At 55.1% G+C, this 22,599-nt stretch carries 26 protein-coding genes and 1 tRNA gene; 10 read left to right on the forward strand and 17 right to left on the reverse strand.

Going from position 1 to position 22,599, the window contains the following annotated elements:
• Together GQS_RS09360 and GQS_RS09365 are read right to left on the reverse strand one after the other, a co-directional pair.
• Positions 1–384, reverse strand: coding sequence for a DUF2178 domain-containing protein (locus GQS_RS09360; RefSeq protein WP_014013443.1), 384 nt, complete (start codon positions 382–384; stop codon positions 1–3).
• Complete coding sequence (locus GQS_RS09365) at positions 385–771, reverse strand: DUF2178 domain-containing protein (protein WP_158306495.1); 387 nt, start codon at positions 769–771, stop codon at positions 385–387.
• Between the two features lie 96 nt (positions 772–867).
• Here GQS_RS09365 and GQS_RS09370 point away from each other — a divergent pair.
• A tRNA-Leu gene (locus GQS_RS09370) sits at positions 868–955 on the forward strand.
• A gap of 416 nt (positions 956–1,371) precedes the next feature.
• Here GQS_RS09370 and GQS_RS09375 read toward each other — a convergent pair.
• The 5 genes from GQS_RS09375 to cgi121 form a co-directional block, all read right to left on the reverse strand.
• Entirely contained in the window at positions 1,372–1,701 is a 330-nt protein-coding gene (locus GQS_RS09375; protein WP_014013445.1) for a hypothetical protein, read from the reverse strand.
• Positions 1,691–2,896 carry an MFS transporter gene (locus tag GQS_RS09380; protein WP_014013446.1) on the reverse strand — a complete coding sequence of 402 codons (1,206 nt, stop codon included), beginning with the start codon at positions 2,894–2,896 and terminating at the stop codon, positions 1,691–1,693. Before GQS_RS09380 ends, GQS_RS09375 begins: the two co-directional genes overlap by 11 nt.
• 12 nt (positions 2,897–2,908) lie before the next feature.
• Positions 2,909–3,172: a TMEM165/GDT1 family protein gene (locus GQS_RS09385; protein ID WP_014013447.1), complete on the reverse strand. Its 264-nt coding sequence runs from the start codon at positions 3,170–3,172 to the stop codon at positions 2,909–2,911.
• Between the two features lie 10 nt (positions 3,173–3,182).
• Positions 3,183–4,361: a pyridoxal phosphate-dependent aminotransferase gene (locus GQS_RS09390; RefSeq protein WP_014013448.1), complete on the reverse strand. Its 1,179-nt coding sequence runs from the start codon at positions 4,359–4,361 to the stop codon at positions 3,183–3,185.
• An 85-nt stretch (positions 4,362–4,446) separates the two neighbouring features.
• Positions 4,447–4,854, reverse strand: coding sequence for a KEOPS complex subunit Cgi121 (gene cgi121, locus GQS_RS09395; protein WP_014013449.1), 408 nt, complete (start codon positions 4,852–4,854; stop codon positions 4,447–4,449).
• Between the two features lie 209 nt (positions 4,855–5,063).
• Here cgi121 and GQS_RS09400 point away from each other — a divergent pair, with 209 nt between their 5' ends.
• The 4 genes from GQS_RS09400 to GQS_RS09415 all read left to right on the forward strand — a co-directional run bounded on the left by GQS_RS09400 (position 5,064) and on the right by GQS_RS09415 (position 7,711).
• Entirely contained in the window at positions 5,064–5,255 is a 192-nt protein-coding gene (locus GQS_RS09400) for a ribbon-helix-helix domain-containing protein (RefSeq protein ID WP_014013450.1), read from the forward strand.
• 65 nt (positions 5,256–5,320) lie between these two features.
• Entirely contained in the window at positions 5,321–6,574 is a 1,254-nt protein-coding gene (gene ftsZ, locus GQS_RS09405) for a cell division protein FtsZ (protein WP_014013451.1), read from the forward strand.
• 35 nt (positions 6,575–6,609) lie between these two features.
• On the forward strand, positions 6,610–7,380 hold the full coding sequence (locus tag GQS_RS09410) for a ParA family protein (protein ID WP_014013452.1): 771 nt from the start codon (positions 6,610–6,612) through the stop codon (positions 7,378–7,380).
• Positions 7,367–7,711: a CopG family transcriptional regulator gene (locus GQS_RS09415; protein WP_014013453.1), complete on the forward strand. Its 345-nt coding sequence runs from the start codon at positions 7,367–7,369 to the stop codon at positions 7,709–7,711. The genes GQS_RS09410 and GQS_RS09415 overlap by 14 nt, the downstream gene beginning before the upstream one ends.
• A gap of 132 nt (positions 7,712–7,843) precedes the next feature.
• On the opposite strand, the gene GQS_RS09420 is transcribed toward GQS_RS09415, so the two are convergent.
• From GQS_RS09420 to GQS_RS09440, 5 genes are all read right to left on the reverse strand, one after another.
• Positions 7,844–8,305 carry an adenylyltransferase/cytidyltransferase family protein gene (locus GQS_RS09420; protein ID WP_014013454.1) on the reverse strand — a complete coding sequence of 154 codons (462 nt, stop codon included), beginning with the start codon at positions 8,303–8,305 and terminating at the stop codon, positions 7,844–7,846.
• A 1-nt stretch (position 8,306) separates the two neighbouring features.
• A complete protein-coding gene (locus tag GQS_RS09425) occupies positions 8,307–8,825 on the reverse strand; it encodes an RNA-binding protein (RefSeq protein WP_014013455.1) in 519 nt (172 codons plus the stop codon).
• A gap of 2 nt (positions 8,826–8,827) precedes the next feature.
• On the reverse strand, positions 8,828–9,475 hold the full coding sequence (gene pyrF / locus GQS_RS09430; RefSeq protein WP_014013456.1) for an orotidine-5'-phosphate decarboxylase: 648 nt from the start codon (positions 9,473–9,475) through the stop codon (positions 8,828–8,830).
• A gap of 4 nt (positions 9,476–9,479) precedes the next feature.
• Entirely contained in the window at positions 9,480–10,082 is a 603-nt protein-coding gene (locus tag GQS_RS09435; protein WP_014013457.1) for a DUF4443 domain-containing protein, read from the reverse strand.
• Positions 10,083–10,171: 89 nt separating this feature from the next.
• Positions 10,172–10,465, reverse strand: coding sequence for a hypothetical protein (locus GQS_RS09440; protein WP_148236388.1), 294 nt, complete (start codon positions 10,463–10,465; stop codon positions 10,172–10,174).
• Between GQS_RS09440 and GQS_RS09445 the strand changes: the two genes are divergently transcribed.
• Together GQS_RS09445 and GQS_RS09450 are read left to right on the forward strand one after the other, a co-directional pair.
• Positions 10,440–10,916, forward strand: a complete 477-nt coding sequence (locus GQS_RS09445; protein WP_014013459.1) for a hypothetical protein — start codon at positions 10,440–10,442, stop codon at positions 10,914–10,916. The two genes, GQS_RS09440 and GQS_RS09445, sit on opposite strands and share 26 nt — an antisense overlap.
• Positions 10,913–13,408, forward strand: a complete 2,496-nt coding sequence (locus GQS_RS09450) for a C1 family peptidase (protein ID WP_014013460.1) — start codon at positions 10,913–10,915, stop codon at positions 13,406–13,408. The genes GQS_RS09445 and GQS_RS09450 overlap by 4 nt, the downstream gene beginning before the upstream one ends.
• 114 nt (positions 13,409–13,522) lie before the next feature.
• Here GQS_RS09450 and GQS_RS09455 read toward each other — a convergent pair whose 3' ends face one another.
• Together GQS_RS09455 and GQS_RS09460 are read right to left on the reverse strand one after the other, a co-directional pair.
• Entirely contained in the window at positions 13,523–14,671 is a 1,149-nt protein-coding gene (locus GQS_RS09455; RefSeq protein ID WP_014013461.1) for an inositol-3-phosphate synthase, read from the reverse strand.
• A 42-nt stretch (positions 14,672–14,713) separates the two neighbouring features.
• Positions 14,714–16,012 (reverse strand): bifunctional L-myo-inositol-1-phosphate cytidylyltransferase/CDP-L-myo-inositol myo-inositolphosphotransferase, encoded by a 1,299-nt coding sequence (locus GQS_RS09460; protein ID WP_014013462.1) that lies wholly within the window; start codon positions 16,010–16,012, stop codon positions 14,714–14,716.
• Positions 16,013–16,097: 85 nt separating this feature from the next.
• Here GQS_RS09460 and GQS_RS09465 point away from each other — a divergent pair, with 85 nt between their 5' ends.
• Entirely contained in the window at positions 16,098–16,772 is a 675-nt protein-coding gene (locus GQS_RS09465; RefSeq protein WP_014013463.1) for a TIGR00289 family protein, read from the forward strand.
• 2 nt (positions 16,773–16,774) lie between these two features.
• Here the strand turns inward: GQS_RS09465 and GQS_RS09470 are convergent, their stop codons facing one another.
• Positions 16,775–19,330 carry a hypothetical protein gene (locus tag GQS_RS09470; protein ID WP_048056575.1) on the reverse strand — a complete coding sequence of 852 codons (2,556 nt, stop codon included), beginning with the start codon at positions 19,328–19,330 and terminating at the stop codon, positions 16,775–16,777.
• A gap of 168 nt (positions 19,331–19,498) precedes the next feature.
• Here GQS_RS09470 and GQS_RS09475 point away from each other — a divergent pair, with 168 nt between their 5' ends.
• A complete protein-coding gene (locus GQS_RS09475; protein WP_014013465.1) occupies positions 19,499–20,260 on the forward strand; it encodes an ABC transporter ATP-binding protein in 762 nt (253 codons plus the stop codon).
• 10 nt (positions 20,261–20,270) lie between these two features.
• A complete protein-coding gene (locus GQS_RS09480) occupies positions 20,271–21,734 on the forward strand; it encodes a membrane protein (protein ID WP_014013466.1) in 1,464 nt (487 codons plus the stop codon).
• Here GQS_RS09480 and GQS_RS09485 read toward each other — a convergent pair.
• Both GQS_RS09485 and GQS_RS09490 read right to left on the reverse strand, forming a co-directional pair.
• A complete protein-coding gene (locus tag GQS_RS09485) occupies positions 21,724–22,080 on the reverse strand; it encodes an Mth938-like domain-containing protein (RefSeq protein WP_014013467.1) in 357 nt (118 codons plus the stop codon). The genes GQS_RS09480 and GQS_RS09485 overlap by 11 nt on opposite strands.
• A gap of 4 nt (positions 22,081–22,084) precedes the next feature.
• Positions 22,085–22,594, reverse strand: coding sequence for an NUDIX hydrolase (locus tag GQS_RS09490; RefSeq protein ID WP_014013468.1), 510 nt, complete (start codon positions 22,592–22,594; stop codon positions 22,085–22,087).
• Between the last annotated feature and the right edge of the window lie 5 nt (positions 22,595–22,599).

Consider the following 22,599-nt stretch of genomic DNA (forward strand, 5'->3'; position numbering starts at 1 on the left):
TCACATCACCTCTTCATAGTGGGCCTTTGCAAAGAAGGGCACGAGAGCGTAGACGAACATGAAAAGCCCGCTCACGATGGAGGCGCTCTTCCAGAAGGGGTCGCCCTGGGAAATTATGCTCGTCGAAACGAAAGTCAGGGCTATGGTAAAGCCGAGGACGCGCATCGTCAAGGCGTGGCTCTTCTCTTCAATCCTTTCAGTCCGTTCATCAACGATAACCTCTCCAATCTTTTCCAGGTAGCGAGCGTAAGCGGTGGCGATAACCGCGCCAAGGAAAAGGGCCGCAACGCCGAGGAGCACGCTCCCCCTGTTCGAGGCCACGATGAACAGCCCGAGAACTACTGCGAATATCACTCCCCAGCCGAACCAGTGTTTGGCTTTCATTCACATCACCCTCGAGTAGTAGTGCCTGAGCCCAACCTTTAAAAGCGAGACAAGCACCATGAGGACAAGCGAGAGATAGTACGCACTCTTCAGCCCGGGATAGCTTTGGGAGAGGATTGCCAGACCCACAACGCTGAACGCTAGGACGAGAACTACTACCTGAAGCGTCCTTCTGGAACTCATCTCATCTATCCTCAGCGTCCTCTCATCACTCAAAACCTCCCCGCGCTTCTTGACCCATTCCGAATAGAGGAAGGTCACGCCTACTGCCCCGGCCAGGACCCCAAAGGCGAGGGGTGCACTCCCCATCCACAGCGCCACTGCCAGCATTGAAGCCGTCGTGGCGGGAATCACATACCCAATGAGCCTCCATCTTTCCACACTCATCACCATGTAAAGTTTCCTTTACGTAAAGCTTCCTTTACATCCTTATAAGCCTTTCCCCTCAAAGTTTTTAAAGCGCCGGGGAGAAGTTCAATCCGCGCGGGGGTTGCCGAGCCTGGCCAAAGGCGCGGGATTTAGGGTCCCGTCCCGTAGGGGTTCGCGGGTTCAAATCCCGTCCCCCGCACCACAACAGCCCTTGCTTGCGCATGTTGAGGCTTTCGCCTCAACACCTCGGGAAGCTTCGCTTCCCAAGGAGCGCTGGCGGAAGATTAAGTGCTTTTTTGAGGATTGCAAGTTCTGGAGTGGGTTTCTCGTTCACATACTCTTTGGTGAGTGTTTCACTGATAAAGGCGCCCGAAGGGCGCCGATGGTAAGTTGAAACTGTTCTAAAGGGCCTTCTTTTGTGTTAAACCCGCTTAAAATTATCCAGTTCTTTAGTGCACGACTGATTTTTGCTTCTCTGTGAGAAGGGCACTCTTTGATCAAACTTTGCAGAGCAAAGTTTCCTTGGTGAAGCTTTTTTCTAAAAGCTTCCCGTACTCTCAAACCCGCTGAAGTGATACTTCCCCCACGTTAGGAAACTTTGCGCGGGCAAAAGGTTGCCTACGGCAGTTTGAGTTCAATTCTTACGTCTTCGTCCATCAGGACGAAGAGGATCAGCGCCGAGAGGAGGGTTAGCGTTACCGCCGGAAGGGACAGTCCCACCATCACCCATAGGAGACCGAAGAGAAGGTCCAGGAGGGCTATGTACGCCGAGAGGTCCACAGTTGTCTCGTGTCCCGCCCAGACCCCGTAGGCGAAGAGCAGGTGCACGCTCCCGACGAGGATGTAGCCAAAAAATGTGTATTTCTCCCCGAAACTCATCGCGGCTATGCCGTAGAAGAAGATCGCGAGAAGAATAAAGAAAGAAACGACGAGGGGCTTAGGCCGCATCGCCGAGCTCCTCCACGGGGAGCTTCATCCTCGAGACCGCTATAAGGGTCAGGATTCCTATGAGCGGCATGAGGGCCAGTTCTCCCAGGGCCAGGCCGGTGCTCTGCCTCGCGAGTACGTCCGTTATCGTTGGAGCTATGGCGTTGGCCGAGTTGGAGATGAGACCAAGGGCGAAGCTGGCCTTCGGGAAGATGTTCCTGGGGTAAGTGGCCGGGGCGCTGGTCCAGAACGCTGGTCCGGTTCCCTGGAGGGCTCCGATGAGGACCACCGATGCGAGGGCGAGGGTGTAGTTGCCGGCGAGCATGGCCTTGCCGTAGACCAGCAGTCCGATGAAGGCAACCGCGTAGGAGAATATCATGACCTGCACGATGGCCTTGAAGAGACCCCTCGCGTTCGGGTTCTTCCTGGACAGCATGTAGCCGACGTAGCCCATGCCTATGCTCCAGAGCGCCTTGGATATGTTGAGGCTCGTGCTGAGCGTTGTCACGTGCTCCTTCGTCCACCCGATTTCATAGCCGAGGGATGCGGAGAACCCTATGATGGTGAATATGACCCAGAGGGCCGGGAAGAACGTGAAGCCGAGCACCCAGGTGAAGGGCATCTTCCAGACGCTTACCGTCTCAGCCCCCTCGGTCTTGTGGATTATCTCGAAGTCCTCGACGAAGAACCACCAGAGGGCGAGAACCGCGTACATTATGAGGACGGTGACCCAGAAACCGCCCTTCCACCCGAAGTCCGCGACGGCGTACTTGGCGCTCATGCTTCCAAACACACCGCCCCAGAAGATACCCGAGAGGATTATACCCTTCGCAAAGGGCCTCTCGGCAACGAAGAACTGGGCTATCTGGGTGCTGAAGAGCGGCACGAGCGTGACCACGAAACCCTGGATGAACCTAAGGAAGACGACGACGTACCAGTTGGGAGCGAGCGGAATGAGCGCCTGCGCTATCGCCGCCCAGCTGAGTGCTATGGCAACGCTCTTCTTGAAGCTTCCCTCGTATATCCTGGTGTGGCCGAGAAGGAACGCTATGAACAAACCAAAGACGTACGCTATGTGCTGCCATTCGTACTCCGCGCTGCTTATCCCGAAGTGGGCGATTATATCGGGCTTTGCGACGGCCATCATGGTCAGGGTTCCGAAGCCGGCCGTCATGACCAACGTGTCAAGCAGGACTGAGCTCCACCGTTTGTCCATGATTTATCCCTCCTAGAGCTTTCCGAATATCATGAGGATTCCGAAAACAATGAAAAGTGCCCCTGCGAACTTGTGGACCATGTCGAGGGGGATGAAGTCGCCGAGCTTGTCACCAAGAACCGCACCGATGAGGTTCACGGCGGCCAGGCCCAGAATGGCCCCCACAAAAGCTACCTTCCACCCATACTTGGCTGCGAAGGCCATGGTTGCCAGCTGGGTCTTATCCCCAAGCTCCGCCAGGAAAATGGCAAAGAATATAGCCAGGATGCCGTCCATCGCGCCTCCCTCAAAGCTTTGAAAGTGCTTCGTTCATCCTCTCCATTGCCTCAGTGAGCTGGCTCTTCTTTGTGGCGTAGCTTATCCTTATCCAGCCCTCTCCGGCCTTGCCGAAGGCTGTTCCGGGTATGACGACAACGCCTGCGTTCTCGAGGAGCCAGTTCGCAAAGTCCTCGCTGCTCATCCCGAGCTCTGGGTCGATCTTGGCCCAGAGGTAGAAGGCACCCTTCGGTCTGAACGGTGTGATGTGAGGCATTTTGCTGAGGTGGTGGAGAACCAGCTTCCTCCTCTCCGCGTAGGTCTGGCGCATTGCCTCAAGGGCCTCCCAGCTGCGCTTGTCGCGGAGGGCGGTGATTCCGGCTATCTGAATAAAGGACGTGACGTTTCCAATGACGTAGGCGTGGAGCTTTATCATATCCCTGATAACCTGGGTTGGGGCTATAGTGAAGCCGAGGCGCCAGCCGGTCATGGCGAAGGTCTTGGAGAAGCTGTTCGCCAGAATAGTGTTGTCCGGGGCGTATTTGATCATCGGGTAGTGCTTCGCCCCCTCGTAGAGGAAGTGCTCGTAGGGCTCGTCGCTCAGGATGTAGAGGTTGTAGTCCTCCGCTATGTCGGCTATTGCCTTCACAGTCTTCTTTTTAAGGACCGCGCCTGTGGGGTTGTTTGGATAGTTAATGACGAGCATTCTCGTTCTCTTGGTTATTGCCTCAACGAGCTCATCCGGGTCGATCTGGAACTCGTTCTCCTCGCGGAGGGGTATCCTCAGGATGCCTGCCTCGGCGATCTTTGCGTCCTCAACGTAGCAGACGAAGGCCGGGTCTGGGATGATAACGTCATCGTCCTGCTCCAGAAGGGTCTGGAACGCGAGGTAGGTGGCCTCGTAGGCACCCGCGGTGACGATTATATCGTTGGGGGAGATATCAACCTTGTAGTGGGTCTTGTAGTACTCCGCTATCGCTTCGCGGAACTCGGGGATGCCCGCGTTGGGGGTGTAGTGGGTGTATCCCTCATCTATTGCCCTCTTAGCGGCTTCCTTTATGACATCCGGGGTGTCAAAATCCGGCTCTCCAATTCCGAGGGAGATAACGTTTTCCATCTTCTTTGCCTTTTCGAAGAGCTCCCTGATCTTTGAGCGCTGGATGAGGTTTATTCTGCCCGCGAGGAAGTATTTACGTTTTTTATATCTCATGAGGACATCACCTCAGGCAGTCGGGAATGATAGGGGGATTTTATAAACCTATCCACCATAAAGCACAGGAATGGCCATCGGTCGCCTATAAAACTTCAACGAGGGCCGCCTTTTCAAAAAATCTTTTCGATTTTTCTGCCCCGCAGTCGGTCATGGACAGCTCCTCCAGGTTCAGCTCCGCAAGGATCTCCCCCGCCCTATCGCGGCTCCCAAAGACCACGAGGTAATTCTCACCGTCCCTGACGCCGTATTTTGCTATCGCATCTTTTATCTGGAGTGTCCCGGCAAGGCGGAGGAGGAGCTCGCCGCCGAGGGTTCTGGCGTGGTTGGTGCCCCTCTCAAATGAACGGAGTGCTAAAAGCGCCGCAAACGCCACCTCTTCCCAGCATTCGCCTCCCACTATCTGAAAGTCGCCGCCTATCAGGGGTATGAGTTCCCCGGCATCTTTGACGAATATCCTTGCGATGTGGAGATTCTCCGTTATTTCTTTCATCGGGCCACCCCATCCCCGGTGGATTCTTCGACGTTAAAACCCTTTCTGAGTCCCTCAGATTCGATTATTTATGAATTTTTTATAAATCGGTAATTTTTAAAAAATTTTTTGAAAATCATATTATTGTCGTAATATTAAGCAAGCGCAAAGTATTTAACTAATTAAATCACTATTTATTTCAGCGGCTTGCTGAACTGGGTGGTGCAGGGATGGCCAAAATGCGGATCATCAGTGTACAGCTTCCTCAGGGACTTATCAACGCCATGGATCAGCTCGTTAGGAAGGGGGTATACCCCAACAGAAGCGAGATAATCAGAGAAGCTATCCGCGAGCTTTTGAAGAAGGAGCTCTATCAGCTGGAGACTGAGGAACGCTCAACGCCTGAGTACATCCTGAAATAAGCCGCTGAAATCAACGTTAAAATCAAAGTCATTTAATAGTCGAACCTGAATTGGGGGTTGGGGCGATGGTATTTAAACTCTTAGAACAGGCCGGAATAAAACTCGATCTGGACGACGGGCCGAGGGCAGCGCAGGTTGATGGGTTCTCCGACGAGAACCTTGAGGACCTCATAAAGATAGTCATCGTCGGCGTTGGCGGTTCTGGAAACAACACCATAACCAGGCTCTACGAGCTTGGCGTCCAGGGTGCTGAGCTTATAGCAATGAACACCGACGCCCAGCACCTTGCCAGGACGAAGGCCCACAGGAAGCTTCTCCTCGGCAAGGAGATAACGCAGGGCAAGGGTTCGGGCGGAAACCCTGAGATAGGCTACCGCGCCGCCGAGGCGAGCGCCCATGAGATTGCCGAGACCATCGGTGACGCCGATCTTGTGTTCATAACCGCTGGTATGGGTAACGGCACCGGTACGGGCGCTGCTCCAGTTGTTGCTAAGGTCATAAAGGAGCGTGCCAGGCACAACGGAAGGTTTAGGGAGCCTCTCGTCGTCAGCGTTGTAACCTACCCGTTCAAGAACGAGGGTAAGATCAGGATTGAGAAGGCCAAGGCGGGCATAAAGGCCCTCATGTACTACTCCGACACGGTCATCATCATCGAGAACGACAAGCTCCTCAAGCTCGTTCCGAAGCTCCCGATAAACGCCGCCTTCCGCTTCGCCGACGAGATAATAGCCAGGATGGTCAAGGGCATTACCGAGACCATAAAGCTCCCATCCATGGTAAACATCGACTTCGCCGACGTTTACAGCGTTATGCACAACGGCGGTGCCGCCCTGATAGGAATCGGCGAGAGCGACTCCAGCAACAGGGCGGTTGATGCCGTCAAGAACGCGCTCGAGAACAAGATGCTCGAGGTCGAGTACGGCAGCGGTGACAGGGCTCTGGTTCACTTCACCGTCGGACCGGATGTGAGCCTCGGAGAGATAAACGACGCCATGAACATCGTCTACGAGAAGCTCGGCGAGAAGAGCGAAATCAAGTGGGGTGCGAGGATAGACGAGGACATGGGCAAGGTCGTCAGGGCAATGGTCATCATGACCGGCGTTAAGAGCCCGCACATCCTGGGCGGAGAGCACGCCCTCCAGGTCGGCTCATCGATGAAGGACAACATAATCGCCCCCGAGCCGGTTAAGCCCTTCAAGTCCAAGGATGGAGACTTCGACAGGATATTCAACATGATATCGGGCAGGCCTGAGAAGAAGGGGAAGGAGCTTCCGCCCTACGCGAAGAGGGTTCTCGACGACTTCCTGGATATTGCCTGAATTTCTTCCTTTATCATTTGGGCACAGGTGGTTCTATGGCAGTGGTTATTAGTGTAGCCAATCAGAAGGGCGGGGTCGGAAAGACCACCCTGACGATGAACCTCGCCTACGCTCTCTCCGCGATGGGCAGAAGGGTTCTCGTGGTGGACATAGACCCCCAGTTCAACCTGACTTTTGGCCTCATAGGAATGAACGTCCTTCAGCACGGCGACAGCAACGTGGGGACGCTGATGACGAGGGAGAGCGACATTGATAGTACCATAGTGGAAGTCCGGGAGAACCTCCATTTGGTGCCCAGCCACCTGAACCTCTCGGCCAAGGAGATCGAGATCATCAACACCTACAACCGTGAGAGGAGGCTTGAAAAGGCCCTCCTGCCAGTTCTGCCGGACTACGACTACGTTCTCATTGACAACCCGCCGAGCATGGGCATCTTCCTGGTCAACTCACTGACGGCCTCAGATTACGTGCTCATACCCCTGGAGCTCAGCTATTTTGGTGTCATAGGAATGCAGCTGATGTTCAATCTGATGCGCATGATACGTCAGGAGACCAACGAGAACCTTAAACTCCTCGGCCTGGTTCCCAACAAGTTCACCCGCCAGACGAAGGTTCCAAAGATGCGCCTCAAGGAACTCAGGGAGACCTACCCTGACGCCCCGATTCTGACGACCATTCCAAAGGCCATAGCCCTGGAAAAGGCTCAGAGCCAGGGGGTTAGCATATTCGAGTTCGAGGGTGATGGAAGGGCCGCGAAGGCCTTTTCAAAGCTTGCCCGCGAGGTGGTTGAGCTTGTCGAAGGATAAAATCCCCAAGCTTTTCGACGGTTCCGTTAACGAGCTCACCAAGCCTTCCAAGCCGAGGAAGAGGGATGAGAAGGGCGCCCTGAAATCCAGGGATATGAAGAAAGAGAAGATGCAGAAGACCCTCTACATAAGCAGGGACATGAACCGGAAGCTCATCGAGCTGTACGGCGAGGAGGGGAGGAGGCAGAGCATAATCGTGGAAGATGCGGTGAACCTCTACTACTACCTTAGAATGGCACTGGGCGAGAAGAAGTTCGAGGAGCTTCTGAGCGCCGTGAGGAGGGAAGACCCGGAGTTCCTGCGGGAGTACATAGGCAGATTCAAACTTTAACGTTAACCCAGATGCTAGATTCATCCATTGAATAAGCCCGCTCAAATCACGCCCCAACTCCCGGTGGATGGACACTGCGCGGCAACCATGGAATAATCTGCTCGAACCAGGCTCTGGAATAACACCCTGAAATCAGTCGCAGTACGCCTCCACTATCCTCTGAATTATTTTGCTCGTCTTCGCCCTGTCGCTCCTGTAGAGGTAGGGGATACGTATGACCTCCGCCTCTATCCCGTGGGTCCTCAGCGCGTCCCGGAGGCGCTCGCAGTTGAAGTCCTGGTCCGGGCCTATCGCGACGATGTCCGGGTCTATCCTGCGCACCAGCTCGTAGTCTATACCCCCCGGGGATCCGATGTAAACCTCGTCCACCATCTTAAGAGCCCTCAGAAGTTCCGCCCTGTCCTCCGCCGTGTTCACGGGCTCCCTGCGCTTCCGCTTTCTCACCGTTTCGTCGTGGGCAACTATAACCACCAGCTCGTCCCCCAGGGCCTTGGCCTGGCTTAAAAAGTGAATATGGCCGATGTGCAGGAGGTCAAAAACCCCGCCGACGAGGACGCGGATTCTTTTCCTCCTTTCCTCCTCGGTTCCGCTCATCTCAGCCCACCGTCAGTTCCCAGATTTTGTCCTTGGCGTGGTGGATGTTCTTCACGGCCTTCCCCTTGGGTTTCTCCTTCATGGCCTTTCCGTCCATCAGGGCAATGCCTATCGCCAGGGGCCTTCCGTAGTCCTCCTCAACCACGAAGACGAAGTCGCCCTCCTTTATGCTCTCGTCGGCGTCCGTTATTCCAGCCGCCATGACGTCGGCACCCTTGAGGACGAACGGAACGGCGCCGGCATCGACCACGACGCGCCTGGGCCACGTCCTCAGGTCCTCCTCGTTGGACAGCTCGTAGAGCGCTATAACAAGTGGGAAGATGAGTCCCTTCCTTCTTATGAAGAACGGCTTCCCGTTGACCAGGAGTATCTCCGTCGTCTTATCGAATTCCGCGACCTCAACCCTGTCCTTCCTGTTCAGCATCTTCCCCGCTATCTCCTCTCCGAAAGTCTCGCTCATCTCCCGGATTATCTCCTTCACTTCCTTCTTGCTGAGCGGGTGCTTGACCTTCAGCTCCATTCTCACACCCCCAACGTCTCCTCGTACAGCATTCTGGCGCTTTCCCTCGGGTTCTCGCTCGCATAGATTGAGCGGCCGACTATTATGTAGTCCGTCCCGGCCTTTAAAACCTCACCCGCCCTGCCGCCCTGGGCACCGACGCCTGGAGTCAGGATTTTGATTCCCGGCTTCAGCTTCGAGCGTATGTACGAAACGCGCTCAGGCCTGGTGGCGGGGGCTATGACGCCGAAGGGCTCAAGTTCGTTGGCCAGTTCGATGAGTTTGTCCGTGGCCGGCTGGATGAATTCCTTCGCGCCCGGATGACTCATCTCGACGACTATTATGGTTTTCCCCAGCTCCATTACGGCATCAACACTGTCACTCCCGACGAAACCGTGCGCTATTATGTAGTCCGCCCCTGCCTCGAAAACCTTGCTCGCTATCAGCCGGTTGGTGTTCGGTATGTCCGCTAGCTTGAGGTCGGCTATTACCGGCAGTCCCGTAACCTGCTTGAGTTCGGTGATAATGCCCAATCCCGAGCCGATTACCAGCGGCCAGTTAACCTTCACCGCCCACAGGTAATCCGCCGTGCACTCGGCTATCTCAAGCGCCCTCTCGCGCTCGTACACGTCAAGGGCGAGGATCAGCCTGCTGTTTTCACTCCCGCTCATTTCGTCACCTCACGAGGGACTTTATCTCCTCAGGAATGACATCCCCCTTCAGGGAGAGTGCCGCGTGGTAGGCGCTCTTCATGGCGTCCGCTTCCTTCTCCGCCCAGGTAACCACCACCAGCTCGCCGTCCTCCAGCCTGAACACTTCCTTAATCCTTTCCGCCAGCTCGGGCATGGTCTCGCTCAGCGGTCTCCCATCCTCAGGGAAAACCGGCTCCCCGTTCCTCACCACCAGTATCATCGCACCCTTTGCGAAGAACCGTATCGCCTCGTCCCTGAGCTCGATGCTCTTGAACTCCCCCGGCTCTCTCACGGTCAGTGCGAATGCAGGATGGCCATCAATCTCCCCTATGCGGCGGACTTCCGAGAAATGCCTTGAGATCCCCTCGAGAAGCCCCATTCCTCTTCCGTTGAGGGAGTGGCCGCGCTGGGTTGATTCTATGACTTCAAGGTTTCCGAGCTTCTTCAGAAGCGTCCTGACGCTGCCCTCACCCAGCTCGAGGACTTCGGATATGGCCTTCCTCCCAGTCGGGTTCCGGAGCATGAACAGAACCGCAACGGCATCCTCAAGCGTGAACTCAGGGTAGGCTCCCCTCTTCCAGCTCATCTTTTTCCCTCCAAGAAAAATATGGCGAGGGGATTAAAAGGTTTGTCAGGTCGGGCTCCTTACGAAACATTTATAATGATCAAATTACCTTAGATAGTTTTGGATACTTTTGGAAACCCGGGGGTGAGCAAAACGGTTCGTTGGGCTATGGTTATTGTGACATTTATCATTGGAATAGTGGTTTCCAGCGGGTGCTTGGGAACACCCGATACCTCTTCCAGCTCCAGTCCTTCTCCCTCCAGTATTACTTCAAGTGCATGTTCTGAATCTGAAACCCCCGGAATGGAGGAAATAGTTTTTCCAAGAACCATCTCTTTTAACGCACTCCTTACAATAACCAGGGGCAATGTCACCCTCATGAAATACTCGTACAGCGCCATCATCGACTACCCTCAAATGGACGCCCAGGTCAACTTCACTTCAATCTACCGTCCGGGAATGGAAGGATTAACAGGAAACTGGCACCACAAAAGAATCATAATTGAGAACTGGTCATCGGTGAGGATGTTCGTTGTCCCGCCAGCCGCGTGGATGCCCGTTCTTAAGAACCAGACGGAGGAAATAATAGAGGCGGTGTTTCACTCCAACCCATATATGATCATCTTCAATTCCACATCCAAAAACGTAACCTGCTCAGAATGCTCTCTCAACGTTACTCTTTCGGCCGAAGAGTCCGCTCTCCTGCTTGCTCAGTTCGTTGGGGCCAACAATACCCCCAACATCCCGCTGGAGGGTGTTATCGTGGTAGATGATTCAGTCATAGTCTCCGCGAACTTTACAGGTGTTTTTGAGGGCAAAACGTACAGTTTTAGTTTGGAGGTGAAGGACGCATGAAATTTGGAAAACTACTGGCAGTTTTTGTTTTGATAACTGTACTCGCCGGCATCTTTGGAAGCTATGCGGCAGCGGCGGATATGCCCTACAAAACGGGAGCAATATTAATCTCTCCGGAAGAATACAGCAAGCTCACAGGATTCAAGTTTGTACCAGTGACCGAGGAAGTCTACAATCACCTTATCAAAATAGCCCCAAGTTACCCCCGAAATCCCCCGATTTCTAAGGATACCCTCATGGCAGTCGCCGCCCCCGGGCCGGTTCCTCCTGGCAGTTTGCCATCCTCCGTCAACAATAGCCTTTATTTGCCTCCAATCGGTAACCAGGGTAATGTTGGCTCATGCAACGCATGGGCGTCTACCTACTACGTCTGGACTTACATGATAAACTGGTTCAGAAGCAATCCACACCCAAGCACCGGCGACGTGATAATGAACCCGAGCTTCACGTACAATCTCATAAACGCAGGCTATAACAGTGGAAGTATTGGCCAAGACGCTATGGCTCTTATATCCACGATAGGAGCGGTTGCGTGGGACGACTTCCCAGTAAACACGAATGATCCAAACAACGTGGATGATTGGCCGGTTGAATGGCAGTGGAAAAAGGCAATGCTAAATAGGGGAATCGCAGATATGTACAATGCTATTTGGAAAGGCTCCTCAACTACGGGGATTATATACATTATAGATATGACTGACAGCACTCAGTTCCAGTACCTCAAAGGCCTCCTCGCGGCGGGATATATAGCGTACACTGGAATAAATGTTTACAAGGAGTTTTATTACTTTGACTCAACAAACAACGTGTACGCCCTTAACCAGCCTCATACATTGCCTGAGGGACATAACACACCCGGTGGGCATGCAATCACCATAGTTGGTTATGATGACAACAAAAAGACCCCCGATGGGAACGGTGCCCTTCTTTTTGTGAACTCTTGGGGAACAGGCTGGGGTGACCACGGCTACGGATGGCTGACATACCAGGCGGCTCAAGACTCCAATCATCTTCTCAGCCACGGTTATGCATACATACTAGTTCCCAAGGAGCCCCAGCCGTACCAACCGAAAATTTATGCCAGTCTTAAGATTACTCACCCCAAGAGGGGTGAAGTTATTGGAGGTCTCTTTAAGCAGGACTGTCCAGAGGGATATGTCTGCTTCCCTCCGAAGGTGAACGGAGGAATAGAACTCGGGGTCAATATATCAGGCTATACCGTGTGGAACAGCAGGTTTTTAGACTTCTGGATAGGATATCAGCACTATCCATACGACGGTCTTGCTGACTACCAGGCCCACCCATTCCCGGACAGCCCAATAGTCTTCGACCTCACGGACAGCCTCGATACCCTTACAACTTCGAGTGCAGTTAACTCGCAGTACGTTCCGTTCTACATCAAACTCGCCGACAAGTACGGTGATGGAGTCACTGGAACGCTGGACTCATTCGAGGTTATCGTCAACTCCACATACATGCACAGGATAATAGAAGCCAGCACCGACTTCCCGGTTTCGATACCTGAAAACGGGAACTGGCTGACGGTTTCTGCGAACGTTCCGATAGTTGATTACTTTGGAAACACTCCCCTGGACAAACAGGAGCTCAACACGAACTGGGCTTACATAGAGGTGGGCTCAATCGTCAACATGAGCAGCGCCGTCCTTCACTTCAATGGCCAGGATTACACCATGGACATGGACAACACATACCACTTCTACTATAACGTTTCAGGGCTTGACGATGGAACCTACACTTACAGCGTCACGGTTACCCTCCAGAATGGCAACTCGATAAACCTTCCACAGCGCACGGTCTACATAAGCACCTCTTCCCTTAACCAGCAGGTCATCGCGGACTCGGCCCAGTGGGCTGATGATAGCACTATCGCCCCCGGTGAAACGGGGTACGTGGATGGAACTTTCGTCTGGAAGGATGTGGTGGATAACGGTGTATCCCCGTTCACCGGCAGGACATACGACCTTACATCACTCCAGCTTAGGTACGACTCCGCCAATGGGCTGCTGTACCTCAAGATAGGGGTTACACCAATGGATAACCTGGGAACAACTCCGGCGTCCCTACTTAAGGTGTACTTCGACGTGGACAGCGACGGTTCGTGGGATTACACAGCCGTTGTTGATCTGGCTAAAGCAGGGGCTAGGGATGGGGTTGCGTCAATACTGGATCTGTACAACACAGATGGTGCCCAAATAACCACCCGGGATGCAGTGTTTGTTCCTTCCACGACCAGTTCCTCGGTATTCCTTCAGATGCCCGCCGACCTAATATCTCTATCCAGCGATGCGTCACTGAAGGTTAAAGTCGAACTCTACGAGCATGATGAGGTCTATGGTCCTCTGGATGTTCTTGGAACAAGCACTGGATCGGATTCTGCAGACGTGGATCTCCAGCAGGTTCCAGTATTCAGCAACATCGAGTATATGGCGGTTCTGGTGCTCCTTGGGGTGCTTCTCTTCAGGCGGAAGTGATTTTTCGCTTTTTGTTTTTTATTGAATTTTTTAGAATCCTCTCTGTTCAGTATTTAGTGACCCTATCAGGGTTGCGTAGAATTAATGGAGGAGAAATTTGACAAAAAAGAGGCGTCAGAGCCATCTCGGCTCCAGGCCGGCCCACATCCTCATCTTCTCGTGGGCGATGATGCGCGGTATGTTGCCCTTCTCCTTCGGTCCCGGGTTCTTCATGTAGAATGCGTTGACCTCGTAAACGGCACCGAAGGCCTTCTTCTCGATCGCTATCTTTCCGAGCCTCGCGAGGTCGACGAGGAGACCGGCGAGTGCCGGGCTGTCGTTTATCCTGCCGGTGATAACGAGCTCGTCGTGGGCGCCGTTGAAGCTGACGTACTCGATGTGCATGGCTATGAACTTCTTGTCGCCGAGGGGCTCGAGGAAGCCGGTGGGCTTGATGTAGTGCGGTGCGTCGTAGCCGAGGAGCTCCTTGACGACCGAGCTCTTGGTGAACTCCTTGCTCTTGTTCCTCTCCTTGTCGGTGAGGGCAAGGAAGTCGTTGTTTCCGCCGATGTTGAACTGGGCTATATCGAGGACGTAGCGGTTCCTCTGGGCGAGGTGGCTGAGAACGTCCGCGGTGAGCGGGGTGGCTCCGGTGGCTCCGTCGTCGCCGAAGATGACCATGTTGCTCTCCTTGGCGAGCTCGACGAAAGCCGGGTCGTTGGCTATGAGGGTCGGGATGGCGTTGACGAACGCGGCACCGCCAACCTCCTTGGCGTACTGGGCTATGGCATAGGCATAGACCTGCGTGGCGGTGAGCCTGTCCCTGTTGTCCTCCTCGATGGCCTTCTCAAGCTCCTCCCTGCTTCCGAAGGGCTGGAACGCTTCGGTGGTGCAGACGTTTATGAAGACCTCTGCGCCGAGCTCCTTCCACTCGTTCACGAGGTGCTCGACGGCCTCCTTGAGGGTCATCTCGTCTTCGAGGCCGGTGGCCTCGAGCGGAAGGTTCCTGAGGCTCCTCAGGTGGATTCCCTTCCTGACGGTGATACCCTTGAGGCTCTCCGGCGCCTCTGGATCGTAGGCCCTGACGACCTCGTAGAGGTCCTTTCCGACCTTGTTTGCATCGACGTCGTAGGAACCGACTATCTCAACATCCTTAATCTTGATTGGAAGCTCATCGGCAAGGGGAACGCCGTAGGGCTCCATCTTTCCGGCCTTTATCTTCTCAAGGCCGCTCGCGAAGATGCTGGCAACGTAGCCCTGTCCGAGTATGACAACCTTAACCATTTTTCTCCACCTCCTCAGTTGCTCTAAGATATTTTACAACAGTTAAATAGTTTTCGGCTGCAAAACTTTTCTGGAAATTAAATACGCCGTTATTGCCACCCGCAGGTTCGTCAGAACTGCCAGCAGAAGGAAGAGCGCTTTAACCGAAGCCCCGACCGGATACAGGAGGAAGAGCATCGTCAGGAAGATTCTCTCGTCCCTCTTGCCGGGGAGCTTTCTGAGAGTCGGAATCGAGCTGTAGGCGTCCTCACCGTAGGCAGCCTTGAACCTCTCGGTCGAGTAGCTCACCATCACCGAGCCGAGGAGTGCAAGGAGGGCGATTAGATACCAGAGGGGCTCGGTGAGAGTTGAGTAAGTAAGGAGGGCCAGAAATGCGCCATCAACGTAGCGGTCGAGGAGGGAGTCGATGTAGCCCCCGAACCTGCTCGTCCTCATCTGGGCCCTCGCCAGCTCGCCATCAACGCCGTCGAGGATTGAGCTAATCTGATACAGTATTCCGGCTAAGGGAAGGCTGAAGAGCGTCAAAAAGGCCGAGATCATTCCGAGGATAAATGTAACGACAGTCATTTGGTTCGGGGTGGCCTTCTCGGCGAGGAGGTAACTTATCTCGGTTGAAACCTTCCTGTTGAGATGCCTGCTGACGAACCCGTCGCCCGTTCCCTTCACAGAAGTCTTGATGAGCATTCTTCTGGCCATCTTAAGGTCAGAGGGCGTGTCAACGTCGGTCCAGGGAAGACCGTCGATGAAGGTAACCTCAAGCCTGGCCATCTTCACGACCTCGCTCACGGGGTAGTCCCCTTCTCTCTCCCTCTCCAGTGCCTCAGTTATCTCGAAGATGCTCTCATCGAGGACGAAGAAGCCCGTATCAACGGCGTCCCAGTCCTTAAGGTCTTTCCCGATTCGCTCAACCCTGCCGTTTCTGGCCTTTACCTTAGTCGCCTCGCCAACATCTGCCCATCTCGGTTTCCTGTCCGCTATAAGGCCGCTCCCCCTCAGGGCCTCCCGGATGAATTCCTCGCCGTAAACGTGGTCGCTCATCACCAAAACAAACCTTCCCGAGATGTGACCTTTCGCCAGGTGGAGTGAATGGCCGTTGCCCTTTTCCGGCTCGGGGTTGACTACCAGCTCGGCGTTGAGGCCGTGCTCCTCAATGAATTTGCGGTAAAACCCTGCATAGCGTTCGTTAGTGACTATTATGAACATCTCAACGCCGTTTTGCCTGAGAAGGGTGAGCGTTCGGTACAGAATCTCCCTTCCGGCCACCTTCAGGAGCCCCTTGGGTCTCTCCCCCATCCTCTTTCCGAGGCCTGCCGCCAGAATCACCGCCGTTTTTGGCACCATTGGCATCACCTTTTTAAAGCCCCCGCCGAGCCACTCTCCAGTGAAGGTTATCCGACCAATGATTTGAAGCTTTCGGGTGAGAGGGATGCGTGTTGCCGTGCTGTATTCGGGCGGGAAGGACTCGAACTACGCCCTCTACTGGGCGCTGGAGCAGGGGTTCGAGGTCAAATACCTCGTCTCGATGGTGAGCGAGAGGGAAGACAGTTACATGTACCACGTGCCGAACATCCACCTCACCGAGCTCCAGGCGAAGGCGGTGGGAATTCCCCTCGTGAAGGGCTTCACGAGCGGCGAGAAGGAGAAAGAGGTAGAGGACATGAAGGCCGTCCTCGAGGGGCTGAGGATAGACGGAGTGGTTGCCGGTGCCTTGGCCAGCGAGTACCAGAAGAAGCGCGTTGAGGGGGTGGCAAAAGAGCTCGGCATAGAGAGTTTCGCCCCGGCCTGGCACCGCAACCCAATAGAGTATATGCGGGAGCTTATTGGAATCTTCGACATCGTAATGGTGGGGGTTTCAGCCTACGGGTTAGACGAGAGATGGCTCGGAAGGAGGATTGACGAGAAGGCCATGGGGGAGCTGGTGAGGCTCCACGAAAGGTATAAAATCCACGTTGCAGGAGAAGGCGGTGAGTTCGAGACCTTCGTCAGGGATGCACCCTTCTTCAAGGCGCGCATAGTTTTCGATGAAGTCGAGAAGAAGTGGAACGAGTGGGACTATTCCGGAGTGCTGGAGGTCAAGAGGGCGCACCTTGAGAAAAAATAAAGTCAGGGCTTCACCCTGACCCAGAACCACGCCTTTGAGCAGCCGCCCGAGACGCCGCAGCTCGGGAACTCGGGGCTCCACTCCTTGGTTGGAATCGCGGAGTTCGGCTCCCAGTCAAAGTAGTCGTCATCGAGGAGGAGCGTTATCGCCACCTGTCCCATCGGGTCGTCGTCGTTGCCCCATTTTCCAGCGTCCTCTTCCCAGCCGTCGTATTCGAGGTAGAGGAACGGCACGTCCGCCCTTGTGTGCCCTATAATCAGCATCTGGGGCCTTGAGGTAAACCTGTTGCCAGGGAGAACCCCCGCCTTGGGATAGCGGTTAACCGGCTGAACCGGGACCATCGCGGTGGTTTGCTCGGCCGTTATGTCGGGCACATCGGCCGCTTCCTCCGGCTTGAAGGAGATGAACCCGCTCGCGTAGAGGTAGTACTCCTCGTCGCCGAGTTCGGTGTCCTTCGTGAACTGGACGGTGTCAAGGTAAGCCTGGAGCGTGTTGTAGCGGAGCGTCCTCGGGACCTCAACTTCCTGAACGAGGTAGGTCACCCTCATGTTGCCGTCGGCGGACCATACCTCAACGAGAACACCGTCGCGGTAGTTGCCGTTCGCGTCTATCGCGTAGCCGTTGTAGCCAACCGGATCGGGGTCTCCGCCGAGGTCCCTGACTATCGTTGAGCCCCACCACTCGGCCGCACCCTGGCCGGTGACGAGCTGGTTGATGAACATAACCCCGTTGTAGCCGTACTTCATGGCCGTTCCTATTTCTCCGGTGGCGAGGCCCAGGGCGGCGTCAACCAGAAAGCCGGCCCCGAGTGTGATGTATTCGCCGGGGTCGTCCAAGTCCCAGCCGGCCGTGTGGACGTAAACCTTCCTGTATTTTTTGACCTCGTCGAGGGGCATGGCAAATATCGGATAGCCGTTGACGAAGGGGTAGCTCACGCTTATCGCCCTCTCGTCGTGGTATAAAAGCCGGCTGTGGTCATTGGCCTCTACCCAGCGCTTTGCTGGATAGCCAACGGCGTAAATCGGCCCGTACTTCCAGTCAAGGTCGTTCTCGTGCTCCCAGTAAACCGGGAAGGCCCACGAGACGAGCTGAATCTCGCCCTCCGCGCTGTCCTTGTTGCCCTTTATGTAAACGTCCTCGACGACGATGACGAGGTAACGCTCGACGTCCTTGTCCATGCTGAGCCCGTTGGTGGCGTTCACCCAGATGTTGCTGTGGGCAGGGAAACGGGGCTTTAGTGAGGGGGCCTGAACCTGGCCCGCGAACCAGAGGCGGAAGTAGCGCCAGGGGACGAGGGAGAAGAAGTTCTCGATGGTGAACTCGACGACGTGCCGGTCGTTTTCGATGTATGTACTCACCTTTCCCTCGCGGTAGACGCTCCCGTACGCGTCCCTAAGCTTGAAGGAGTCCTCGTCTATGTATGCTATCCAGTCGGCCTCGCCGTTGTCACTGCTGTCAAAAAAGACCTTCATCGGCATCATGTCGCGGTACTTGCGGTCGTCGAGGTACAGCTTAATCATCAGGTCGTAGCCCCTCGCCTCCATGTATAACTTGCCCTCCGGCGTGAAGAAGCTGGCCGGCGAGTAGTAGTCAATCCATCCCTTCCCGGCCTCGATTACGAAGCTACCGGTGTAGGGGTAGGTGAGACTGGGGCTTTTATCGGTCATCGTGCTCCCGTAGATTCTGAGATAAACTCTCTCAGGGAATATCTCCGAGAAGCTCTCGATGGTGAAGCTCACCCGCCTTCCGTCGAGCTGAACGCTTCCATTCTGAAGTTCAACGGAGCCGTTCCCGGTCAGCTCGTAGAGGGTGAAGCCCGTGGAGTAAAGGTGAAGCTCCCATATTCTCCCGAACTCCTCGCCCTCATCGAAGCGCAGAACCGTCGGCTCGTAGAAATACTTTTTGCCGCTAAACATGTCTATGAAGACGGGGATGTGGACGTAGGCGTTGGCTAAACTCTCGTTCTCGAAGGTTATCGTGAACTTGACGTTCTTGCCCGGGTCTGTGGAGGCAGTAATGATCGAGACCTTCTCTATCTTCTCCCCGTTCGGCTCGAAGGCGTCGCTTCCAATCGGTCCGGCGTATGTGAAGTTTGCCGTGAGCCTGTAAACGGGTATTATGACGGGCTCAAGGGTGACGTTTATCAGGGTATCCGGCAGGGAGAAACCTGGCCCCGTTCCGTCCTCGTTGGTTTCCCCGGCTTCGCAGCCGAGATCCGGGTCGGCGTCGCCCTCACATACCACATTGCCGTCCTCATCGTATTGAAGATCCTCGTTTGATGGAGGGGTCTCGGTGGACGTTGATGTCCCGGTTGAGGTCCCGGTTTGAGTTTCGGTCTGCGTTACGGTCTCAGTGGTTGTGTGGCTTCCGGTCTCACTTCCAGTTTCCGTTGGAGAACTCCCCGCCGTGGATGTCGTTTCACCCGTGCCGCTTGTCGTTGGATTCTCGCTCGTTGTTGGGCTCGTGCCCGTGGATGAGGGGGTGTTGCCAATGCACCCGCTGAGGATGACTAACGTGCTCACCAGCAAGAAAATCAAAATTCGTGAGGCTTTTTTCATACAGGCACCTCCAAGCTAAACCCAGGGCAAGAAAAGAAATTGGAGCCCATGCAGGGTCTGTATTTTATTCAATTATGTCCTTCATTTTATTTAAGAGTTTCTTCAATGAAGAGTTATTCAGGGGACAAAATTTATTAAGCGCGAATTATTATCACATCTGGTGGTAGAATGATCGAGGTCGAGAACCTCACCAAGAGCTTCGGCTCTACGAGGGCGGTCAAAGGGATAACGTTCACCGTGGGTGATGGCGAGATATACGGCCTCCTCGGGCCGAACGGGAGCGGAAAGAGCACGACGATGAAGATTCTGGCGGGAATACTGAAACCCACCTCGGGGCGCGTTGTTGTTGGCGGAGTTGACGTCGTCGAGGATTCTCTGGGGGTCAGGAGGATAGTTGGCTACGTGCCTGAAACGCCGGTTCTCTACGAGAGCCTAACGCCGGTTGAGTTCTTCAACTTCGTGGGGAGCGTGAGGGGGATTCCAAAGGAAGAACTTCAGGAGAGGGTTGAGACCTTGGTCAGGGCGTTTGGGATAGGGAGTTACCTTGGCGAGATGATAGGTTCGCTCAGCTTTGGAACGAGGCAGAAGGTGTCGCTCATAGCGGCGATGCTCCACGACCCGAAGGTTCTCATACTGGACGAGGCGATGAACGGCCTCGACCCCAAGAGCGCCCGCATTCTCAGGGAACTCCTCCTCCAGTTCAAGGAAGAAGGCAGGAGCATAGTCTTCTCCACCCACGTTCTGGCGCTGGCAGAGACGATATGCGACCGCGTTGGTGTCATCTACAACGGAGAGATAATCGCGGAGGGAACCGTGGAGCAGCTCAAGGAGTTCGCCCATGAGGAGAGCCTTGAAGACGTCTTCCTCAAGCTCACCGAGAGCCAGGATGAGGTGGCTGGAATAGTCAGGGCGCTTAAAGATGCCCTTTAGGTGGGGGAGCATGTTCGAGATAGTCAGAATCCTCTACAAGGAGCTCCACTATCGGCGTTTGAAGAGCAACCCCCAGATAGCGGCTGATCCTGAGAAGTTCAGGAAGCAGCTCAGGAACGCGGGCGATATAAAGAGGGGGATGGCCCTTCAGTCGGTTGCCTTCCTGTTCTTTGGTGTCATGATGGCGGGGGCGATTGCAGGGGCCGAGGACGAAACCAGGGCGGCGGTGATATTCGCCACCTACGCCCTTCTCCCCTTCATAATGGCGCTCTACACTACAACGGTCAACGCCTCCTATGCGACCTCTATGGGAATCTTCGAGCCGCTCAAGCCCCTACCCATAAGAACTGGCTCAAAGTACCTCAGCGTTCTCCTCGCGATAGACAACGTTCCCGCTGTCATCGCGCTCCTACCTGCGGCCGTCCTGATGATGGTGAAGTACGGAACCCCCGGCCTGCTCGGCCTTCTTTGGGTTCTCACCGGAGCTTTCCTCGGCCACGTCCTCGGGCTGGTCGTCTTCACGTTCTTCGGCTCGGCGAGTGTTGGCGGCAGGTTCTCGAAGCTCAGGACGCTGGCAAGGACCCTGGGTGTTATCCTCTTCATCGGCATCTTCTACGCCCTCAACTACCTCCAGCAGTACGTCAACGAGCACTACGAGGACCTTCTGCCCTTCTTCTCGAAGTACTCCCTGGCCTATCCGTTCTCCGTCGCCTCGATAACGGATCCATTCCACTCCTCCATCATTCTCCTCGGCTATCTCGTCGTTCTCGTTCCTCTCTACCTGTTCATCCTTGAGAGGCTCTGGGGCAGACTCGAAGAGGGGGCGAAGGTTTCCCGCTCCAGAACCGTTCGCTTCAAGGCAGAAACCCACCATCCGATTGTGGCGATCGCTCTGAAGGACCTGAGGATAGTCTTCAGAAAGAGCGCCCTTCTCGTCGGCTTCATCTTTCCGCTCTTCATCATCCTGCCGAGTGCTGTGAACATCCTCGTTTCTGGCTCCATTAGGGAGTGGAGCGTGGTTTCGGTGCTGTTCATGATCGGATGGGTGGCCTCCGTGGGCGTCGACACAGTCCTTAAGATAGATGGTCGGGAGTTCGAGTTCCTCAGGAGTCTCCCCATAACTGTCGGCCAGTTCCTTCGGGCGAAGCTTCTCGTCATGAACGCCGTTCCGGTCACCGCCGGCGTCGGCCTCGTCCTGGCGGTTTCGTACCTCAACGCTAGAACCCTCGCCCTGCTTCCCGCCGCGGTTATCCTTCCGCTCCTGACGTCCTCAGTGGCGCTGGCCTTCTTCTACCACGGCGAAAGCGAGCTATCCGTGCCGGAGACGAACTTCGGCCACGTTCTGGTGCTCATGATAATCAACGGTGCCACTCTCGGAGCAATCGCTGGCCTCTGGTACTTCCTCGGCTATCCCTACGCTCTGGCTCTGGCTACCGTTGGTTTCGTAGCGGTTCAAGCCCTCATCAACAGGTGATGTGAAATATCGCGAGGACTTTCCTCTTTCCCCAGAGTCCGTTGAAGAGCTCCACGGCATCTCCTGTCGGCCTCTCGATGACCTCTTTGTTCGCCACCAGCTCCCTGCTTTCCGGCAGGAGGGAGAGCCTTCCCCAGGCGCCGGTGCCGACAAGCAGAACGTCGAAGTCCTCGCTCAGGTACTCCCTCAGCTCATCCGGGTCGAGCTTGTGGCTCGTGCCGTGCTTGTTCTTGCTGAGCCATTTCTTGCGCTCCCCGATTTTTCCGCTCGGGTAGATAACGATGTCATGGTCGTAAACTTTACCATCCACGACTATCCTCCCGAACTCGGGGAACTCGACCCTCATGGCATCACCTCAGGCTCAGGGCGTCCCTCAGAATCTTCGCGTGGTCGAACGCCAGCGGCAGCTTCAGCGCTTCCTCAACGGGCACAACGTGCACCTCCTCGGCGTCGTCCCCGGCCTTCAGTTTTCCAGTTCCAATCGCTAAAAATGCCGTCGTCACGGTGTGCCCCCTTGGGTCGCGGTTCGGGTCGGAGTAAACTCCAACGAGCCTGATGAGTCTAACGTCGAGACCGGTTTCCTCCTTTGCCTCGCGCAGGGCTGCCTCCTCGACGGTTTCGCCGTACTCGACGAAGCCCCCCGGTAGGGCGTAGTGGTCTTTGAACGGTTCGTGCTTCCGCTTTATGAGGACGATGCCTCCATTGTAAAGGATGACTACGTCGGCGGTGAGGCCTATGCACCTGTGCGCCTCGACCCTGAGCTCCGGGTGGGTTCTGGAGAGAAACTCTCTGAGCTCCTCCCGTACGGGGGTTATATCGTAGCCCCTCGGGGCCTTAACGAGCAGAACGTATCGGTCCATACCAT

Source organism: Thermococcus sp. 4557 (assembly GCF_000221185.1).
Taxonomy (GTDB): Archaea; Methanobacteriota_B; Thermococci; order Thermococcales; family Thermococcaceae; genus Thermococcus.

Bases quoted from the DNA above. Each gene is read 5' to 3' on its own strand.
- GQS_RS09360 (WP_014013443.1), bottom strand. From the start codon at position 384: ATGAAAGCCAAACACTGGTTCGGCTGGGGAGTGATATTCGCAGTAGTT.
- GQS_RS09365 (WP_158306495.1), bottom strand. From the start codon at position 771: ATGAGTGTGGAAAGATGGAGGCTCATTGGGTATGTGATTCCCGCCACG.
- GQS_RS09375 (WP_014013445.1), bottom strand. From the start codon at position 1,701: ATGCGGCCTAAGCCCCTCGTCGTTTCTTTCTTTATTCTTCTCGCGATC.
- GQS_RS09380 (WP_014013446.1), bottom strand. From the start codon at position 2,896: ATGGACAAACGGTGGAGCTCAGTCCTGCTTGACACGTTGGTCATGACG.
- GQS_RS09385 (WP_014013447.1), bottom strand. From the start codon at position 3,172: ATGGACGGCATCCTGGCTATATTCTTTGCCATTTTCCTGGCGGAGCTT.
- GQS_RS09390 (WP_014013448.1), bottom strand. From the start codon at position 4,361: ATGAGATATAAAAAACGTAAATACTTCCTCGCGGGCAGAATAAACCTC.
- cgi121 (WP_014013449.1), bottom strand. From the start codon at position 4,854: ATGAAAGAAATAACGGAGAATCTCCACATCGCAAGGATATTCGTCAAA.
- GQS_RS09400 (WP_014013450.1), top strand. From the start codon at position 5,064: ATGGCCAAAATGCGGATCATCAGTGTACAGCTTCCTCAGGGACTTATC.
- ftsZ (WP_014013451.1), top strand. From the start codon at position 5,321: ATGGTATTTAAACTCTTAGAACAGGCCGGAATAAAACTCGATCTGGAC.
- GQS_RS09410 (WP_014013452.1), top strand. From the start codon at position 6,610: ATGGCAGTGGTTATTAGTGTAGCCAATCAGAAGGGCGGGGTCGGAAAG.
- GQS_RS09420 (WP_014013454.1), bottom strand. From the start codon at position 8,305: ATGAGCGGAACCGAGGAGGAAAGGAGGAAAAGAATCCGCGTCCTCGTC.
- GQS_RS09425 (WP_014013455.1), bottom strand. From the start codon at position 8,825: ATGGAGCTGAAGGTCAAGCACCCGCTCAGCAAGAAGGAAGTGAAGGAG.
- pyrF (WP_014013456.1), bottom strand. From the start codon at position 9,475: ATGAGCGGGAGTGAAAACAGCAGGCTGATCCTCGCCCTTGACGTGTAC.
- GQS_RS09435 (WP_014013457.1), bottom strand. From the start codon at position 10,082: ATGAGCTGGAAGAGGGGAGCCTACCCTGAGTTCACGCTTGAGGATGCC.
- GQS_RS09445 (WP_014013459.1), top strand. From the start codon at position 10,440: ATGAAATACTCGTACAGCGCCATCATCGACTACCCTCAAATGGACGCC.
- GQS_RS09440 (WP_148236388.1), bottom strand. From the start codon at position 10,465: ATGATGGCGCTGTACGAGTATTTCATGAGGGTGACATTGCCCCTGGTT.
- GQS_RS09450 (WP_014013460.1), top strand. From the start codon at position 10,913: ATGAAATTTGGAAAACTACTGGCAGTTTTTGTTTTGATAACTGTACTC.
- GQS_RS09455 (WP_014013461.1), bottom strand. From the start codon at position 14,671: ATGGTTAAGGTTGTCATACTCGGACAGGGCTACGTTGCCAGCATCTTC.
- GQS_RS09460 (WP_014013462.1), bottom strand. From the start codon at position 16,012: ATGGTGCCAAAAACGGCGGTGATTCTGGCGGCAGGCCTCGGAAAGAGG.
- GQS_RS09465 (WP_014013463.1), top strand. From the start codon at position 16,098: ATGCGTGTTGCCGTGCTGTATTCGGGCGGGAAGGACTCGAACTACGCC.
- GQS_RS09470 (WP_048056575.1), bottom strand. From the start codon at position 19,330: ATGAAAAAAGCCTCACGAATTTTGATTTTCTTGCTGGTGAGCACGTTA.
- GQS_RS09475 (WP_014013465.1), top strand. From the start codon at position 19,499: ATGATCGAGGTCGAGAACCTCACCAAGAGCTTCGGCTCTACGAGGGCG.
- GQS_RS09480 (WP_014013466.1), top strand. From the start codon at position 20,271: ATGTTCGAGATAGTCAGAATCCTCTACAAGGAGCTCCACTATCGGCGT.
- GQS_RS09485 (WP_014013467.1), bottom strand. From the start codon at position 22,080: ATGAGGGTCGAGTTCCCCGAGTTCGGGAGGATAGTCGTGGATGGTAAA.
- GQS_RS09490 (WP_014013468.1), bottom strand. From the start codon at position 22,594: ATGGACCGATACGTTCTGCTCGTTAAGGCCCCGAGGGGCTACGATATA.